Source organism: Nocardia sp. NPDC049526, from assembly GCF_044465765.1.
In the GTDB taxonomy this organism is placed as follows: Bacteria; Actinomycetota; Actinomycetes; order Mycobacteriales; family Mycobacteriaceae; genus Nocardia.
On sequence record NZ_JBITMA010000020.1, the window covers coordinates 52,272 to 67,000 of the forward strand.

16 protein-coding genes are annotated in these 14,729 nt (G+C 65.6%); 14 read left to right on the forward strand and 2 right to left on the reverse strand.

The window, feature by feature from the left end; all coding sequences use genetic code 11:
- Window positions 1–35 precede the first annotated feature (35 nt).
- The gene (locus tag ACIBW7_RS38930) at window positions 36–944 is read left to right on the forward strand and encodes a LysR family transcriptional regulator (RefSeq protein WP_397055423.1); all 909 of its coding nucleotides are present in this window, start codon (window positions 36–38) and stop codon (window positions 942–944) included.
- On the opposite strand, the gene ACIBW7_RS38935 is transcribed toward ACIBW7_RS38930, so the two are convergent.
- Window positions 941–1,591: a phosphate signaling complex PhoU family protein gene (locus ACIBW7_RS38935; protein WP_397055425.1), complete on the reverse strand. Its 651-nt coding sequence runs from the start codon at window positions 1,589–1,591 to the stop codon at window positions 941–943. The two genes, ACIBW7_RS38930 and ACIBW7_RS38935, sit on opposite strands and share 4 nt — an antisense overlap.
- Window positions 1,592–1,693: 102 nt before the next feature.
- Between ACIBW7_RS38935 and ACIBW7_RS38940 the strand changes: the two genes are divergently transcribed.
- The 13 genes from ACIBW7_RS38940 (at window position 1,694) to ACIBW7_RS39000 (ending at window position 13,947) form a co-directional block, all read left to right on the forward strand.
- Window positions 1,694–2,497, forward strand: coding sequence for a transglutaminase family protein (locus ACIBW7_RS38940; RefSeq protein ID WP_397055427.1), 804 nt, complete (start codon window positions 1,694–1,696; stop codon window positions 2,495–2,497).
- A 59-nt stretch (window positions 2,498–2,556) separates the two neighbouring features.
- Window positions 2,557–2,952, forward strand: a complete 396-nt coding sequence (locus ACIBW7_RS38945; RefSeq protein ID WP_397055430.1) for a nitroreductase/quinone reductase family protein — start codon at window positions 2,557–2,559, stop codon at window positions 2,950–2,952.
- Window positions 2,953–3,074: 122 nt separating this feature from the next.
- Entirely contained in the window at window positions 3,075–4,166 is a 1,092-nt protein-coding gene (locus ACIBW7_RS38950) for a calcium:proton antiporter (RefSeq protein ID WP_397055432.1), read from the forward strand.
- Between the two features lie 199 nt (window positions 4,167–4,365).
- Entirely contained in the window at window positions 4,366–5,205 is an 840-nt protein-coding gene (locus ACIBW7_RS38955) for an ABC transporter permease (RefSeq protein WP_397055435.1), read from the forward strand.
- Window positions 5,205–6,071: an MlaE family ABC transporter permease gene (locus ACIBW7_RS38960; protein ID WP_397055437.1), complete on the forward strand. Its 867-nt coding sequence runs from the start codon at window positions 5,205–5,207 to the stop codon at window positions 6,069–6,071. The genes ACIBW7_RS38955 and ACIBW7_RS38960 overlap by 1 nt, the downstream gene beginning before the upstream one ends.
- 3 nt (window positions 6,072–6,074) lie before the next feature.
- Window positions 6,075–7,109: an MlaD family protein gene (locus ACIBW7_RS38965; protein ID WP_397055439.1), complete on the forward strand. Its 1,035-nt coding sequence runs from the start codon at window positions 6,075–6,077 to the stop codon at window positions 7,107–7,109.
- Window positions 7,106–8,110 carry an MlaD family protein gene (locus ACIBW7_RS38970; RefSeq protein WP_397055441.1) on the forward strand — a complete coding sequence of 335 codons (1,005 nt, stop codon included), beginning with the start codon at window positions 7,106–7,108 and terminating at the stop codon, window positions 8,108–8,110. Before ACIBW7_RS38965 ends, ACIBW7_RS38970 begins: the two co-directional genes overlap by 4 nt.
- Entirely contained in the window at window positions 8,098–9,105 is a 1,008-nt protein-coding gene (locus ACIBW7_RS38975) for an MlaD family protein (protein WP_397055444.1), read from the forward strand. The genes ACIBW7_RS38970 and ACIBW7_RS38975 overlap by 13 nt, the downstream gene beginning before the upstream one ends.
- Window positions 9,105–10,193: an MlaD family protein gene (locus ACIBW7_RS38980; RefSeq protein WP_397055446.1), complete on the forward strand. Its 1,089-nt coding sequence runs from the start codon at window positions 9,105–9,107 to the stop codon at window positions 10,191–10,193. The genes ACIBW7_RS38975 and ACIBW7_RS38980 overlap by 1 nt, the downstream gene beginning before the upstream one ends.
- Complete coding sequence (locus ACIBW7_RS38985) at window positions 10,190–11,227, forward strand: MlaD family protein (RefSeq protein ID WP_397055448.1); 1,038 nt, start codon at window positions 10,190–10,192, stop codon at window positions 11,225–11,227. Before ACIBW7_RS38980 ends, ACIBW7_RS38985 begins: the two co-directional genes overlap by 4 nt.
- The gene (locus tag ACIBW7_RS38990) at window positions 11,224–12,180 is read left to right on the forward strand and encodes an MlaD family protein (protein WP_397055450.1); all 957 of its coding nucleotides are present in this window, start codon (window positions 11,224–11,226) and stop codon (window positions 12,178–12,180) included. The genes ACIBW7_RS38985 and ACIBW7_RS38990 overlap by 4 nt, the downstream gene beginning before the upstream one ends.
- A gap of 116 nt (window positions 12,181–12,296) precedes the next feature.
- Window positions 12,297–13,019 carry a hypothetical protein gene (locus ACIBW7_RS38995; RefSeq protein ID WP_397055452.1) on the forward strand — a complete coding sequence of 241 codons (723 nt, stop codon included), beginning with the start codon at window positions 12,297–12,299 and terminating at the stop codon, window positions 13,017–13,019.
- 46 nt (window positions 13,020–13,065) lie between these two features.
- Window positions 13,066–13,947, forward strand: a complete 882-nt coding sequence (locus ACIBW7_RS39000; RefSeq protein ID WP_397055454.1) for an aminoglycoside phosphotransferase family protein — start codon at window positions 13,066–13,068, stop codon at window positions 13,945–13,947.
- Between the two features lie 132 nt (window positions 13,948–14,079).
- Here ACIBW7_RS39000 and ACIBW7_RS39005 read toward each other — a convergent pair whose 3' ends face one another.
- Complete coding sequence (locus ACIBW7_RS39005; RefSeq protein WP_397055456.1) at window positions 14,080–14,637, reverse strand: TetR/AcrR family transcriptional regulator; 558 nt, start codon at window positions 14,635–14,637, stop codon at window positions 14,080–14,082.
- Window positions 14,638–14,729 lie beyond the last annotated feature (92 nt).

Below are 14,729 nucleotides of genomic sequence, written 5' to 3' on the forward strand. Positions count from 1 at the left end.
GCCACCGGATTCCTATGGATGCATAGACTCGTTCTATGCCCCTGTCGCCGCGTGTCCCCGATCTGGCCGCGCTCGACCTGCTGCTTTCGGTCATCGAACTAGGCAGTCTCGGACGCGCGGCGCAAGCGCACGGCATCAGCCAGCCCTCGGCGTCCTCCCGCATCCGCTATCTGGAGAAGCTGGTCGGCACGCCGGTGCTGGAGCGCACCACCCTCGGTTCCCGGCCGACTCCCGCCGGGGCGTTGATCGCCGAATGGGCCCGCGGGGTCGTCGATGCAGCGGAGCAATTGGACGCGGGCATCGACAGCTTGCGCTCCGAGCGTGATTCGCACCTGCGGGTCGCGGCAAGTCAAACCGTTGCCGAATACCTGTTCCCCGGCTGGCTCATGACCCTGCGCACCACCGCACCCGATACCGCGATCGCGCTGCAGTCCGGCAATTCCGTCGAGGTCGCGCAGGCGGTGCTCGACGGCAAGGACGCCATCGGCTTCATCGAGAGCCCGCGGAATTTCCGTGGGCTGGAGAGTCATATCGTCGCCCGCGATCAGCTGGTCGTCGTGGTTGCCCCGCAGCACCGCTGGGCCAGGCAGGGCTTGGTCGACCTGGCTGAACTCGCTCGAACCGCGCTGATCCAACGCGAACCCGGATCGGGTACCAGGACCTGGTTCGAAAATGCTGTCGCGCGGGCCATTGCGGGCTGGGAACCCACGGTCGCGCTGGAACTGTCCTCCACCACCGCGATCAAAACCGCGGTTGCCTCCGGCGTCGGTCCCGCCGTCCTCAGCTCCCTGGCTGTCGCCGCCGAAATCGCCGCGGGCACTCTTGTTTCCCCGACCGTCACCGGCCTGGATCTGACCCGAACCCTGCGCGCGGTCTGGCCCGCGGGTCACCGCCTCACCGGACCCGCCCGCGACCTCTACGCCATCGCCCGCCGCACTTCCTAGCCGGCGTCGGAGGTTTGGGCCGTCGGCGGAATTCCGGTGTCCAGGAAGCGGATCAGGCGATCGATGCGGGTGGTGTGGTCGATACAGCGTTCGAGGTTATTGCCCACCAGGGCGATATCGATGGCGGCTTCGGTGGCGGTTCGTTCGGTCAGAGCCGAGTGGAGTTGTCGATGGAGTTGCTCCATCGCGGGGGTCCCGGATTCGGGAGTGACGGGTTGGCGGCCGGTGGCGACCGATTCGCCCGCGAGGGCGGTGTGGTGTGCGGCCAGCCGACCCATGGCGGTGAGGATATCCATAAGGGGTTGGGGCGCAATGGGTTCCGGATGGTAGCTGTAGACCTGATCGGCGACGCGGCTGATCAGTGAGCCGATCCGGGACAGTTCACCGGCGATCTGGATGGCGGTGACCACATGCCGCAGGTCGCGCGCGACCGGCGCCTGCAGTGCCAGCAGCACCACGGTCCTGGCCTCACAAGCGGAGTACATCTTCTGTAGCTGCTCGTCGATCGCGAAGGCCTCATAGGTGGCGGCGAGATCGGCGTCGCCGAGCGCGGCCGTGGCACGCTCGGCGGCATCGTGGGCGAGCCGACACATGAGCGTCAAATCATTGGTCAACGCGACGAGCTCGCGAGTGAACTGGGTCCGCACTCCGCACATTGTCGCTTATCGCCACGCTATCCAGTACACAAATCTCGAGTCGATCGTCGCAATGGCCGGAATATGTGGGTGCTCGGCTGGCAGGATTGTGAGGTGAAGCGCGATGTCTCGGCCCATCTCGATATCGGTATAGCCGCGCCGACCACCCTCGAATTCCAACTCGCCGTCGCCAGGCTGCCCGGGCTCGAGCTCGATGAGTCGCTGGTATTCGAACAGGACGGCCGCACGATCCGGCCGCAGGAGATTCCCGGGCCGCACGGCACCCGCATCCACAAATTCGCCACCGGCACCGGCAATCTGCGGGTGCACTACAGCGCCACCGTTGTGGGCACGGCGACCCTCGAACCGGCATCCGACTACGACATCGCGGTCTACCTGCGCCCGAGCCGTTTCGCCGAGAGTGACAAGATGTTCGGCTTCGCCGCAACCGAATTCGACGGCAATGCCGCACCCGCGGAACTCGCCGCCGAGGTGACCGCATGGGTGCGCCGCCGCCTGCGCTACGTCGCGGGCAGCAGCGACCCGATCGACGGCGCGGTGGAGACATTGCTGTCCGGAGCGGGCGTCTGCCGCGATTTCAGCCACCTCGTGGTGGCACTGCTGCGCGCGGTCAAGGTGCCCGCGCGACTGGCCGCCGTGTACGCGCCCGGTCTGTATCCGATGGACTTCCACTCGGTTGCCGAGGCATATATCGACGGCGTGTGGCGCGCATTCGACGCCACCGGCCTCGCCCCGCGATCCTCGCTGGTCCGAATCGCCACCGGCAGAGACGCTTCCGATATCGCGTTCATGGACAACCACGGCGGAGAGGTCTTCGTGAACAGCGTATGGGTCAATGCGATCATCGATGGCTACCTGCCGTTCGACAATGGCGTCGACCCGGTCTCGATCGTCTGATCGAGACCCGGCCGCCGCGGCTTCGGGAGAATGCGATCGGCCGGTGCTAGCGTCGGGAGATGGCGAACTTGCGTGATGTTCAACACCGAGTCGTGACAACATTTCAGCGGCGGTTGGGGAATCCGATTCTGCGCAGATTGCCGACGCAGCAGTTGCTGGAGACCGTCGGGCGCGTGAGTGGGCAGCCGCGGATTACGCCGATCGGGGGTCGACTGGTCGGCAAGGAGTTCTGGCTCGTCTCCGAATTCGGTGACAAGTCGCAGTACATTCGAAATATCAAGGCCGACAACCGGGTTCGAGTGCGGCTGCATGGGCATTGGCATACCGGTACCGCACACGTGCTGCCGGACGATGATCCGCGCGCCCGGCTGCGAGCGCTGCCCAAGGCCAATAGCGCGGCCGTTCGCCTGGTCGGCACCGACTTGCTGACCGTCCGCATCGATCTCGACGACTGAAATAGCGGATCGCCTGCCACGGCCCCGCCTCGTTCGCAGGGCTCCGGCGATAAAGCGCTGACGCGCGCCGATCCGCATGCCCCTGATCACACGCGATCGGATGCGGACGATTCGCTGACACGATGGAAGTCATGCTCCGTGCGTTGACTTCCCGCTGGACCGTATCCATCCCGCTCCTAGCCGCGATCACCCTGGCCGCCACCTGGGGGCGATCGCTGCCCGGAATCGGCGTGGTCGTGGTGGTCGCCGCGCTGGTCGGTGCGGTGCTGGCGGCGGTGCAGCACGCCGAGGTCATCGCGCATCGGGTCGGTGAGCCGTTCGGGTCTCTGGTGCTCGCGGTGGCGGTGACGGTGATCGAGGTCGGGCTGATCGTCACGATGATGGTGACCAGTGGGGAGAAGTCCGCGGCGCTGGCCCGCGACACCGTGTTCGCGGCGGTCATGATCACCTGCAACGGCATTTTCGGTCTGGCCCTGCTGGTCGGTGCGGTTCGGCGGCGGGTGGCGGTATTCAATGCCGAAGGCACCGGCGCGGCACTCGGCACCGTGGCGACGCTGTCCACGCTCAGCCTGGTCCTGCCGACCTTCACCACCAGTAAGCCTGGGCCGGAATTCTCTCCCGCGCAGTTGGCCTTCGCCGCGGCGGCCTCGCTGCTGCTGTATGCCCTCTTCGTAATGGTGCAGACCGTCCGGCATCGCGATGACTTCCTGCCCGTCGAGGAATTCGATGGCACCTACGAGCGCGGCGATCGGCCCACGGTGCGCGCGACGCTGCTCAGCCTTGCCATGTTGATGGTCGCCTTGGTCGCGATCGTCGGTCTGGCCAAGGTGGTGTCGCCGTCCATCGAATCGGCCGTCGCGTCGGCGGGCCTGCCACAGTCCGCGGTCGGCGTGGTCATCGCACTGCTCGTGCTGCTGCCGGAAACTCTTGCGGCCGTGCGTGCCGCACGCCGCGATCAGGTGCAGATCAGCCTCAATCTCGCGCTCGGTTCCGCCATGGCGAGCATCGGCCTGACCATTCCGGCGATCGCCGTAGCAACTATCTGGCTAGATGGTCCGCTGGTCCTCGGGCTCGGTGCGACGCAGATGGTGCTGCTCGCTTTGACGGTCGTCGTCGGCGTGCTGACGGTGGTGCCAGGTCGGGCGACGCTGCTGCATGGCGGTGTCCATGTGGCTCTGTTCTCGGCTTTTGTGTTCCTCGCCGCCAGTCCGTAGCCAGTGTGACCAGATCCACGAATGACCGCGCTGAGCGGGGCGAACGGCGAATAAGTGGCGAGCATCACAGCTTGTCGATTTTGTTGTGACTCGCCGTAACGATTAGCTTGCTGGATGTTGGCATCGACGCCGAATCCGGAGAGTGCGGCATGAAATTCGACACAGCCCGTGCCGCAGGCGCGACACCGGGACACCGACTGTGACGCCGGACCTGCATATCCGCGAATCCGCGAGTTCGGTTGTCCGGAAGAACTTTTCGGATACGGTCGTCTCGTCGCTGCGCACCTTCGGCCGGGCGTTCGGCGTCGCGCAGGAGTCGGTCTTCGGCGCGGTCGGTGATATCGCCCGCGGCCAATTCCAGTGGCGCGAGGCCCTACTCCAGGCTTGGCGGCTGATCACCGTCACGACCATCCCTGCGATCTTGATGGCGATACCGTTCGGCGTGATCGTCTCGATCCAGGTCGGCAATCTCATTCACACCCTCGGCGCCGATTCGCTGCTCGGCGCGACCGGTGGACTCGGTGTCATCAAGCAGGGTGCCCCGATGGCGACCGGCTTCCTGCTCGGCGGCGCAGGCGCGGCGGCCATTGCGGCGGACCTCGGCGCACGCACCATTCGCGAAGAGATCGACGCGCTGAACACCATGGGCATCAGCCCGATCCACCGCCTGGTGATCCCGCGAATGGCGGCGATGCTGGTGGTCGCACCGCTGCTGAATATTCTGATCATCTTCGTCGGCATCATGGCCGGGTACGCGGTCGCCATCGGCGGCCAGGGCGTCACGCCGGGTAGCTACTGGGCCACCTTCGGCTCGTTCACCACCACCGCAGATGTGTGGGTCTCGCTGGTGAAGGCGCTGATATTCGGCTTTCTCGTGGTAGTCATCGCGTGTCAGCGCGGGCTCGAGGCCAAGGGCGGACCGCGCGGTGTCGCCGATGCGGTGAATGCCGCCGTGGTGCTCTCGGTTGTCTCGATCACCGTGGTGAATCTGGTGCTCACGCAGGTCACCGCCATGTTCCTGCCGACGAGGCTGGCGTGATGGCGATTTCGTCCTACGCCCCCAAGGGGTTCGGCTGGGTCACGCGGTATTTCCGTCGCGGCAGCCGGGTGCTCGGCGCGGTCGACGGATTCGGCTTCGTCGCCGTATTCGTCTGGCAGGTGCTCGCGGCGATTCCGTTGACGCTGAAGCGGTATCGCGGTGAGACCATGCGTGCCATCACCGATATGACCTGGGGTCGGGGCTCGGTCGTGGTCGGCGGCGGGACGGTGCCGATGATGATCGTGCTCGGTCTGGTGATGGGCGCGTCCGTCGCGGTCGAATCGTTCGCGACGCTGAGCATGCTCGGGATGGGGCCGGTTACCGGCATCGTCTCGGCCTATGCCACCACTCGTGAGTTGGCGCCGATCGCGGCCGCGGTCGGTTTCGCCGCGCAGGCGGGTTGCCGGATCACCGCGGAGATCGGTTCGATGCGCATCTCCGAGGAGATCGACGCTATCGAGGCGCTCGGTCTGCGCTCGGTGCCGTTCGTGGTCACCACCCGGGTGCTCGCGGGTGCGTTGGCCATCGTGCCGACCTTCCTGATCGCGTTGATCCTCAGCTACGCGGCCTGCCGGGGCATCATCACGCTCGTACACGGCCAATCCGCGGGTGTCTACGACCACTACTTCTTCCAGTTCGTCTCCAGCTTCGACGTGATCGCCGCGGTGATCAAGGTCGCCATCTTCGGGACGGTGGTGATCCTGGTGCACAGCTATTACGGATTCTTCGCCACGGGCGGGCCCGAGGGCGTCGGTATCGCGTCGGGTCGCGCGGTGCGCACGAGTTTCGTGGCCATTATCGCGATCGACATGGTGCTCAGCATTGTGCTGTGGGGCTTCAACGCGGCGATCAGTTTTACGGGGTAGCAGATGCCGAAGTATGGAATGCCCGGCGTTGCCGCGGATAAGAAGCGTTCGCGGACGGTCGGATCAGCGATTATCGCGCTGCTCGCCGTTGTCGCTCTTGCGACCACGCTCTATCGGCACCTGCGCGCGGACGAGGGCTTGCGGATCGCCTTGCACACCCGGGAAATCGGTGACGGTGTCAGCGCTGGCACGCAGGTGCGTCTCGACGGTGTGCTGGTCGGCACGGTGGCGCGGATCGTGCCGGATGAGCGCGGCACCCAGCGAATCACCTTGCAGCTGGACCAGTCCCGGCTCTTCGGCATCGATGACAGCCTGCGCGTCGACTACGCGCCCGCAAACCTGTTCGGTATCAGCGAACTCGAATTGCGCCGCGGCCCGGGCGGTTCGCCGTTGCGACCGGATGCGGCCATCGATCTGACCGGCGGACGCGCGGCGGATGTCTACGACGCGACGATGGGCAGCATTCTGCGCAGCCTGTCCCAGGTCGGCGCGACCATATTCACACCGCAGCTGGCCAGTGTCATCGCCCAGGTCTCCGCTGATTTCCAGGCATTCACCCCGCTGATGCAGGCGCTGATCACGGTGGCGCGCACCATTGCCGACAACCAGACCATGCCGACCTCCGAACTCGTCGGCAGACTCGGCCCGGCCTTCGACGGCGGCGGCAAATTCGCGGGCGCGACCATCCAGGTCCTCGATCAGATCCGCGATATCAAGATCCTGCAGACCGATCGCGAGCACTACGACCGCGGTGTCGCCGCGCTGACCGGCAGCATCCTGCCCGCGCTCGGGACCACACTGACCACCGCGGGCGGCCATTTCGCCGAGGGTGCCGACATGCTCGCGCCGATACTGAATGTGTTGGCGCAGATGGTCCCCCGGCCCCAGCAGTCCGCGGCCGAACTGCGCGCCCTGCTCGAGCGGCTGCGGGCCGCCATGCCGGATACCCCCGACGGTCCGGTGCTGAATCTCGACGTTGATCTGCGGGGCGTGCCCGGCATCGCGGTGCCGCTGCTCGGTCAGGCGGGTGTGCGATGACGGTGCGTGGCGCGGCTTGGCGGCTAGGTGTTTTCGCCGCGGTGATGATCGTGGTGCTCTCGCTCGTGCTGACGGCCATCAAGCGGCCGGTGGCCGGGGATACCGAGGCGCACGACGCGCTGTTCACCGATGCCAATGGCCTGAAGGTCGGTGATGACGTGCGCATGTACGGCGTGCAGGTCGGCAAGGTCGAGGGCCTATCGCTCGACGGCATCAAGGCAAAGGTCCGGCTCACCGTGCAGACCTCGACGCCGATCTACGACAACAGCACCCTGGCCATTCGCTATCAGAACCTCACCGGCCAGCGGTATATCGACCTGCAGCAGCAGCCGAATCCCGGTGTCCGACTGCCCGCGAACGCGGTTGTCGATACCGAGATGACGCTTCCGTCCTTCGATGTGACCAGCCTGTTCAACGGCCTGAAACCGGTGCTCGCCACCATGTCTCCGGAGGCGGTCAACCAGTTCACCGAGAGCATGCTCGCGGTGATCGAGGGCGACGGTTCGGGTTTGGGTCCGGCCATGGATGCCATCGGCAAGCTGAGCAAATACGTCGGCGATCGGCAGACGGTGGTCGCGACGCTGGTGCGCAATATGTCCGAACTCGCCGACCGGGTCGGTGGCCGGGTGCACTATCTGGTTCCGCTACTGGCCCGGCTGACCGATATTTTCCAAGCGCTGCAGGCGAATATCGGCGGCCTCGCCGAATTCGCGATGAACGCGCCTTCGGTGCTCGGACCGCTCGACCGGCTGCTCGGCACCGTCGGCCTGACCGCCGACAGCGGCGCGGATATCGACGGGCTCATCCGCAGACTCTTCCCCGACCCGCAGGAAGCCGTCGATGTTTTCGGCAAGCTACCGGGGCTGCTCGCTTCGATCGACAACGCCGTGCCGCGCACCATCGCGGACTGGAAACCGGAGTGCAGCAAAGGGAATGCGGAGCTGCCGAATCCGGTGCAGGTGCTGATCGGCGGACAGCAGGTGGCCGTATGCAACGGGTGAGACTGTGGTTCGGCGGAAATACGCCGATCCTCGACGAACCGGCCCGGCTGCGCAAAGAGGTGCGACTCGGCATTATCGGCGCGGTGCTCGTGGTCATCGCAATGGGCGCTGCCGCAGCGCTTTACGTGATTCCGTTCGGCAAGACGACCTATACCGCGGAGCTGTCCGAGGCGCAGTCGGTGAAGTCCGGCGACGATATCCGATTGGCGGGCATCTCGGTCGGCACTGTGAAATCGCTGGAGCTGAAACCGGACAAGGTCGTCATGCGGTTCACCGTCGATTCCGATGTTTTCATCGGCGACCAGACCTCGCTGGACGTGCGCATGCTCACCGTGGTCGGCGGCCATTACATCGCGTTGTTCCCGGCGGGCACCGAGCCGCTCGGCGACAAGCCGATTCCCGCCGATCGAGTTCGCCTGCCCTACAGTCTGATTCAGACCTTCCAGGATGCGACCGCACCGATCGGCAAGATCGACGGTGATACCGTGCGGCGCAATCTGGCCGCACTGGACAAGTCGGTGGCGGGTGCGCCGGATACCTTGCGCACCACGCTGGATACCGTCGGCAGCTATATCGATGCCATCGACCGCCAGCGCACCCAGGTGTCGAATGCCATTGCGGTGGCGGACGAATACGTGACCATGTACGACGGCGCGAAGAGTGATCTGCGCAGGTTGATGGAGAATGCCGATCTGCTCGAGACCGTACTCCTCGATAAGCGCGCCGAGCTGCGCGAATCGATTGCCTTGCTCAACAGCGTGGTTCAGCGGGTCGCCGCACTCGCGCCTTCTTGGGATTCCACGCTGAAGCCCAAGGCGCAGCAGTTGGCCGATGCCCTGCCGCGGCTGGAACAGATGGGCGGTCGGTTGGAGCCGATCATCTCCTCCGCACACGATCTGAGTCAGAAGTTGCAAGGCCTGGTGATTCCTGAGGGCGGGATCGTGGTGGACCGGTCCGGTGCGGTGTGCGTGCCGCTCCCCGGGAAGGCGTGCTGATGCTGAATCGGGTGCTCGGCTCGCAGGCGTTCATGTCGATCGCCGGTGCTGTTGTTGTCGCCGCGCTTGCTGTCGGCGGGTATTTCATCGCCTGCGATCCGTTGCAGAAGACCGAATCCTATTGCGCCATAATGCCCGACAGCATCGGACTGTATCCGGGCAACCAGGTGACGATGCGCGGCATCACGGTCGGCACGGTGACCTCGGTGCGGAACCAGGGCAAGAGCGTGCGGGTCGAATTCGATGTCGATGCCGACCATCCGGTGTACGCCGATGCCTCGGCCACCACCGTTTCCGACACCGTGGTCGCCGATCGCAATCTGGCCGTGCTGACCAGCGGCAAGAACATGCAGCGCTGGGACAGCGGTCAGTGCATCACCAAAACCCTCACCCCGAAGAGCCTCACCGAAACGTTGACCGCGCTGTCCTCGCTTTCCGATCAGCTCAACGGATCCGATCAGAATTCGCTGGCCGAGGGGCTCGCCTCGATCGATGCGGCGACCGCGGGCACCGGTCCGCAGGTCAACGAACTGATTCGCAAACTCGGCTCCGCGCTGAAATCCCCCGATGCCGATATCGGCCATCTGGCAGGCATTTTCGATGCGTTCGCCTCGGTATCGCAGAAGGTGAACCAGTATTGGGGCGACCTGCAATCCATGCTGGTTCGCATCGGCCCCGCACTGGATCAGGCGAGTACCGAATTGCTCGGCCCGGCAGTGCAACTCTTCGACGGCCTGCGCCAGATCCTGCCCATGCTCAATGACATCACCACCATGTTCGGTGATCCGATCATGCGCGCGCTCGACGCCAGTGTGCCGCTGATCAAGCTCTTGCGCGCCAGTGTCGGTTCGCTGCGCGATGTCGTGCTCATGACGCCCGCGCTCACCTCGGCATTCCGCACGGTGGTTTCCGATGGTGCGCCGGGAATCAGCTACGCGCCGCCGAAGGTGGCCATTCCGCAGCAGAACGCCGAAGAGGTCTGTGCCGCGGTCAATGCCGTCGCGCCGGGCAAATGCATGGGTGTCGCGAACGGCATGGTCGATATGCAACTCGTCCCGCTGGTACTGGGATTGGCAGGTGGACGATGAGAAAGTGTCTGGTGGCGGCGGTGCTTGCGGCCGGATTCGCCTTGGGCGGCTGTGCTTTCGATCCGTCATCGGTGCCGGTCCCCGGCACATCGGTATCCGGAGCCACCTATCGCGTGAAGATCGAATTCGCGAATGTCTTGAACCTGCCCGCCAAGGCCAAGGTGATCGCCAATGGTGCGCAGATCGGCACGGTCGACAAGGTGACCGTGGTCCCGGCGGCCGATGCGCCCGCGGGCCGCGGTGGATTCGTTGTTGTCGACGCCGATATCGCGAAGTCGGTGCAACTGCCGGCCACGACCATTGCGGAGCTGCGGCAGAACACCGTGCTCGGCGATATCCACATCGCATTGACCACGCCGCCCGATGGTTTCGGTTCGCTGCTCGGACCCGACGACACGATTCCGATCGAGCGGACCAAGCCGCCGGTGCAGCTCGAGGACACCATGGCCGCCATGGCCTTCTTCGTTCAGGGCGGAGCGATCGGCCAACTGCAGGACATCATCAATCGGTTCAATTCCGTACTGCCGCAGGATCCGCGGGAGACCGCGCGCATCTCGAAGGTGATGGGCGGCGATGCCGCGGATCTGGCGGCGAATCTCGACCGGGTGGATTCGCTGCTGTACGGCCTGCTCACCAATTCCGAAGTGCTGCACAATATTCGGCCCGAACTGGACAATATCCTCAGTGCGGAGTCGGTACAGCAGGTGAATGCGGCGACGAATTCGTTCGCCGGAGTGGCGAATATCTTCGGCGTACTCGGCCCGGTCGGTCGCTCGATGACCTGGCTGGCGCCGGTGGTGCAGGCCGATGACGCGATGCTGCAGGCCTTCGTGCCGATGCTGACCGGCGGGCCGCTGGACCTGCGGTCGCCCTCGAATCTGGCCATGCTCGTCGCGTTATTGCGCGACAAGATCATTCCATTCGTGGAGCGCGGGCCGAAGCTGAATATCAGGACCGATGGCGCTGCGGTATCCGAACCTGAGCAGGTCGATCGGATCATCCAAACGTTGCGCATGATCGGAGCGGTCCGATGAAGGCAGGTTCGCTGGTCTCGCTCGGCGGTATCGCCGCCATCCTGATCCTCGGCGCGGGCTATCTGACCTTCGGTGTGGTGCGGTTCGATCCACTCGCCGATTACACCGACGCGTCCATGGTGCTGCGGAATTCGGGGAGTCTGGGAGTCGGTTCGCCGATTCTGCTCACCGGCATTCCGGTCGGCAAGGTGACCTCGGTGGAGAATACGGCGGCGGGCGTCGAGGTCGGCTTCCGCGTCGACAAGGGCCAGCAGGTGCCGACCGACAGCACCGTCACCATCGAACAGCTCTCCGCGCTCGGCGAGCCCTATGTGCAGTTCGTGCCGAATACCGACGGTGGACCGTATCTGAAGGACGGACAGCGGCTCGATACCAAGGACATTCGCACACCGCTATCGATTCCGGAGGTGGCGCGGCTGGTCACCAAGACCATGAACCAGCTGGATCCCGATGTGGTCGGCTCGATCGTGGATACGCTCGGCAAGTCGATCTCCGGCACGTCCGCGGTTATGCCGGAACTGGCACGCTCGGGCGATCTGCTCGCCGCCACCATCATGACCAGGGCCCCGAAAATCGCCGAACTGCTCAATAGCTTTCAGCTGGCCGCCGGCGATATCGAATGGGCCGGACCGGCCACCTCGATCGGTGCGCCCGATCTGGTGCGGTTCGGTCAGTCGCTGGACGATCTCGTCGAGGCCGTCGGTCGGCTGGTCACGGCCGGGAACGGTCCGGAGATGTATCTGGAAGGCGATGGCCTGGTGCCGTTCCTGCAGCGGGTGACCGAATGGATGGACAAGGTCGGGCCAGAGCTGAAATCGCTCATCCCGGGGCTGCAGCCGCTGGCCGACGCGGTCACCGCCAGTGCGCCGCGCATCGATCTCAGCAGTCTGATCAGTCAGGCGCTGCACGAAACCGGCGATGACGCCGTCGAGGTGCGCGTCGGCATCAAATAAGGCACTACCTGCGCAAACACAGGTCGCCAAAGTTGATCTTTCGCACTGCGATCTTCGGTAGCCTGCCAGCAGAGCTTTTCGTGAAGGTAGTCCCTACTCGGCACGAAGGCGGTGCGATGGTGGAACCCGACGATCGCGGACCCGATAATGGGCGCGTTATGACCATCGCGGCCGTAATCGCCGCTTCGCTCGCACTGGTCGTCGCGTTCGCGCTGCTACTGCGCGCGAATCAGGATTCGAACCACGACGCACCGACATCGAACACGTCGATCGCCAAATCAAGCACCGGCCGCCCTGCCTCCGCGCCCCCGCTCGTGCCTCCGTCGAATCGCCCGACGGCCTCGCCGGCACAACCGGCACGCAAGCGCGGCGATGATTGCTCGCACGAAGGGATCGTCGCCCGATGGGATATGCGCAATGGCCTGTGGGTCTGTGCACCCCAGGAACAGGCGCGCAATCAGCACCAGGTCGGCGACGATTGCTCGCACGACGGGATCGTCGCGCAATGGGGCCTGTCGCCGGATGGCGGCTGGATCTGCATACCGCAAGGTCAGGGTGTCGCGGAACCGCCACCGGTGCCGCAACAGCCGGCGCCGCAGAATCCGGCGCCGCAGAATCCGGCGCCGCAGAATCCGGTGCCGCAGAATCCGGCGCCGCAGAACCCGGTGCCGCAGAACCCGAACCCCAACCCGGTCCCGGAGAACCCGAACCCCAACCCAGTGCCGGAGAACCCGAACCCCAACCCGGTCCCGCAGAACCCGAACCCCAACCCGGTCCCGCAGAATCCGATCATCATCCCGGGCCTGCCCCCGCTGCCCCCGCTGCCCGGACTGCCGTAGCCGATCGACAACGAAATTCGTTCGACATGGCTGAGATGCTCGATTGGTGATCGTTGTGCCCGAATTCTTCGCCGATCGTCTCGCCAAGCTGGAGCCCGCGGCTCGGGCATGGCTCGATGGTCTGCCCGAACTCGCGGCTCGGTTCGCCGAGCGCTGGGAGCTTCGGCTCGAGGGCGCACCCATGTATGGCTACGGCGGCTTGGTGCTGCCCGCCGTGCGCGCGGATGGCAGTCGGCTTGTGCTCAAACTCGGCCATCTCACTCCCGAGACTCGCGACGAACCGGTCGCATTGACCGCTTGGGCGGGCAATGGCGCCGTGCGGTTGCTCGACAACGACGCCGAGCACGGCGCACTCCTGCTGGAACGACTCGATCCCACCCGGTCATTGGACTTCGAGCCCATCGGTGATGCGGTTCGGATCATCTCCGTCCTGCTGCGTCGGCTTGCCATCCCCGCTCCACCCGGAATCTCTCGCGACCTGCGCACCGAGGCCGAGCGCCTGGTCGAGGAACTGCCGAAGAACTGGCAGCGCCTCGGCGGACCCTTCCCGCGCAAGCTGCTCGACGCGGCCGTCGACGTCTGCGCTCAGCTCGGTCCGAGCGCGGACCGACTGCTGGTGAACGAGGATCTGCACTACGAGAACGTCCTCGGCGGCACCCGTGAACCATGGCTGGTCATCGATCCGCAGCCCCTGGTGGGCGATCTCGAATTCACCACGCTGTCGCTGCTGTGGAACCGGCGCTCCGAATCCGCCCTCGACGATCGCTTTGCCGCCGTCGTCGATATCGCCGGACTCGATCCGGATCGTGCTCGCGCCTGGACGCTGGTCCGCGCCGTGCAGAACTGGCTGTGGTTCGTCGAAGACGAGGACACCGAAGACTTCGGCTGGCCCGCCGTCCAGGCCATTGCCCCGTGGGCCCTGCGCTGACGCTCCCGCTATGCGAAAGAAACGACTCCACGCCACCCGCCCCGCGGACGCCCCCTGGCGAAACCGTCGGCGCGCCAGGTCGACCGAGACCAGGCCGCCCAACTTCACCGCCCGCCGCTCCGCGCGTCGTCGCTACTGGTGAATCGTGAAGGCCGGCAGGACGTAGCGTTCGACGAGAGCTCGCTCGGCGCTGGGATCGGTTGCGGGCCAGAACAATAGCGAGAGGACCACGCGGACGATCCACTGTCCCGCGGGCGGGTCACCACCGGTTCCGGTGAGTTCGGTTGCGGCATCGGCCAATCGGGGATTGCCCGCGAGATAGGTGTCGACCTCGTTCGGGCTGGTCGTCGTCAGGAAGGCTGTGGCGACCGGGTCGGCGCGGACCGCTGCGAGTGCGGCGAGGATCGCGTGGGTGATGCGGTCGGGCCCGGTGTGGGCGGCGACGGCGCGCCGGATCCTCCCGGCGATGCGCGCGATGGCCCCGGTCAGTACGGCATCGCGCAATGCCGACTTCCCACCGACGTAGCGGTAGACCGTGGCGCGCGAGCATCCGGCCGCGGCGGCGACGTGGTCGATATTCAGTCCGGCCATGCCCTTGCGGGCGATGAGGTCCGCCGCTGCGGCGTGGATGCGTTCGATCGCGAGATCGCGGCGGTGGCCGCCGGCGAGCCAGTCGGGGTGTCCGGTCATCGCGACCTCCAGATACGGTTCGAAAAATCTGTCTCAGGATGAGACATTCTAGGCGCGGATTCGCAGTGCGTGAGCAGGTGGACGGCACGCTC

Excerpts from the sequence above, each read along its gene's own strand:
- ACIBW7_RS38930 (WP_397055423.1), top strand. The coding sequence starts at position 36 with ATGCCCCTGTCGCCGCGTGTCCCCGATCTGGCCGCGCTCGACCTGCTG.
- ACIBW7_RS38945 (WP_397055430.1), top strand. The coding sequence starts at position 2,557 with ATGGCGAACTTGCGTGATGTTCAACACCGAGTCGTGACAACATTTCAG.
- ACIBW7_RS38950 (WP_397055432.1), top strand. The coding sequence starts at position 3,075 with ATGGAAGTCATGCTCCGTGCGTTGACTTCCCGCTGGACCGTATCCATC.
- ACIBW7_RS38960 (WP_397055437.1), top strand. The coding sequence starts at position 5,205 with ATGGCGATTTCGTCCTACGCCCCCAAGGGGTTCGGCTGGGTCACGCGG.
- ACIBW7_RS38965 (WP_397055439.1), top strand. The coding sequence starts at position 6,075 with ATGCCGAAGTATGGAATGCCCGGCGTTGCCGCGGATAAGAAGCGTTCG.
- ACIBW7_RS38970 (WP_397055441.1), top strand. The coding sequence starts at position 7,106 with ATGACGGTGCGTGGCGCGGCTTGGCGGCTAGGTGTTTTCGCCGCGGTG.
- ACIBW7_RS38975 (WP_397055444.1), top strand. The coding sequence starts at position 8,098 with ATGCAACGGGTGAGACTGTGGTTCGGCGGAAATACGCCGATCCTCGAC.
- ACIBW7_RS38980 (WP_397055446.1), top strand. The coding sequence starts at position 9,105 with ATGCTGAATCGGGTGCTCGGCTCGCAGGCGTTCATGTCGATCGCCGGT.
- ACIBW7_RS38985 (WP_397055448.1), top strand. The coding sequence starts at position 10,190 with ATGAGAAAGTGTCTGGTGGCGGCGGTGCTTGCGGCCGGATTCGCCTTG.
- ACIBW7_RS38990 (WP_397055450.1), top strand. The coding sequence starts at position 11,224 with ATGAAGGCAGGTTCGCTGGTCTCGCTCGGCGGTATCGCCGCCATCCTG.
- ACIBW7_RS38995 (WP_397055452.1), top strand. The coding sequence starts at position 12,297 with ATGGTGGAACCCGACGATCGCGGACCCGATAATGGGCGCGTTATGACC.
- ACIBW7_RS39005 (WP_397055456.1), bottom strand. The coding sequence starts at position 14,637 with ATGACCGGACACCCCGACTGGCTCGCCGGCGGCCACCGCCGCGATCTC.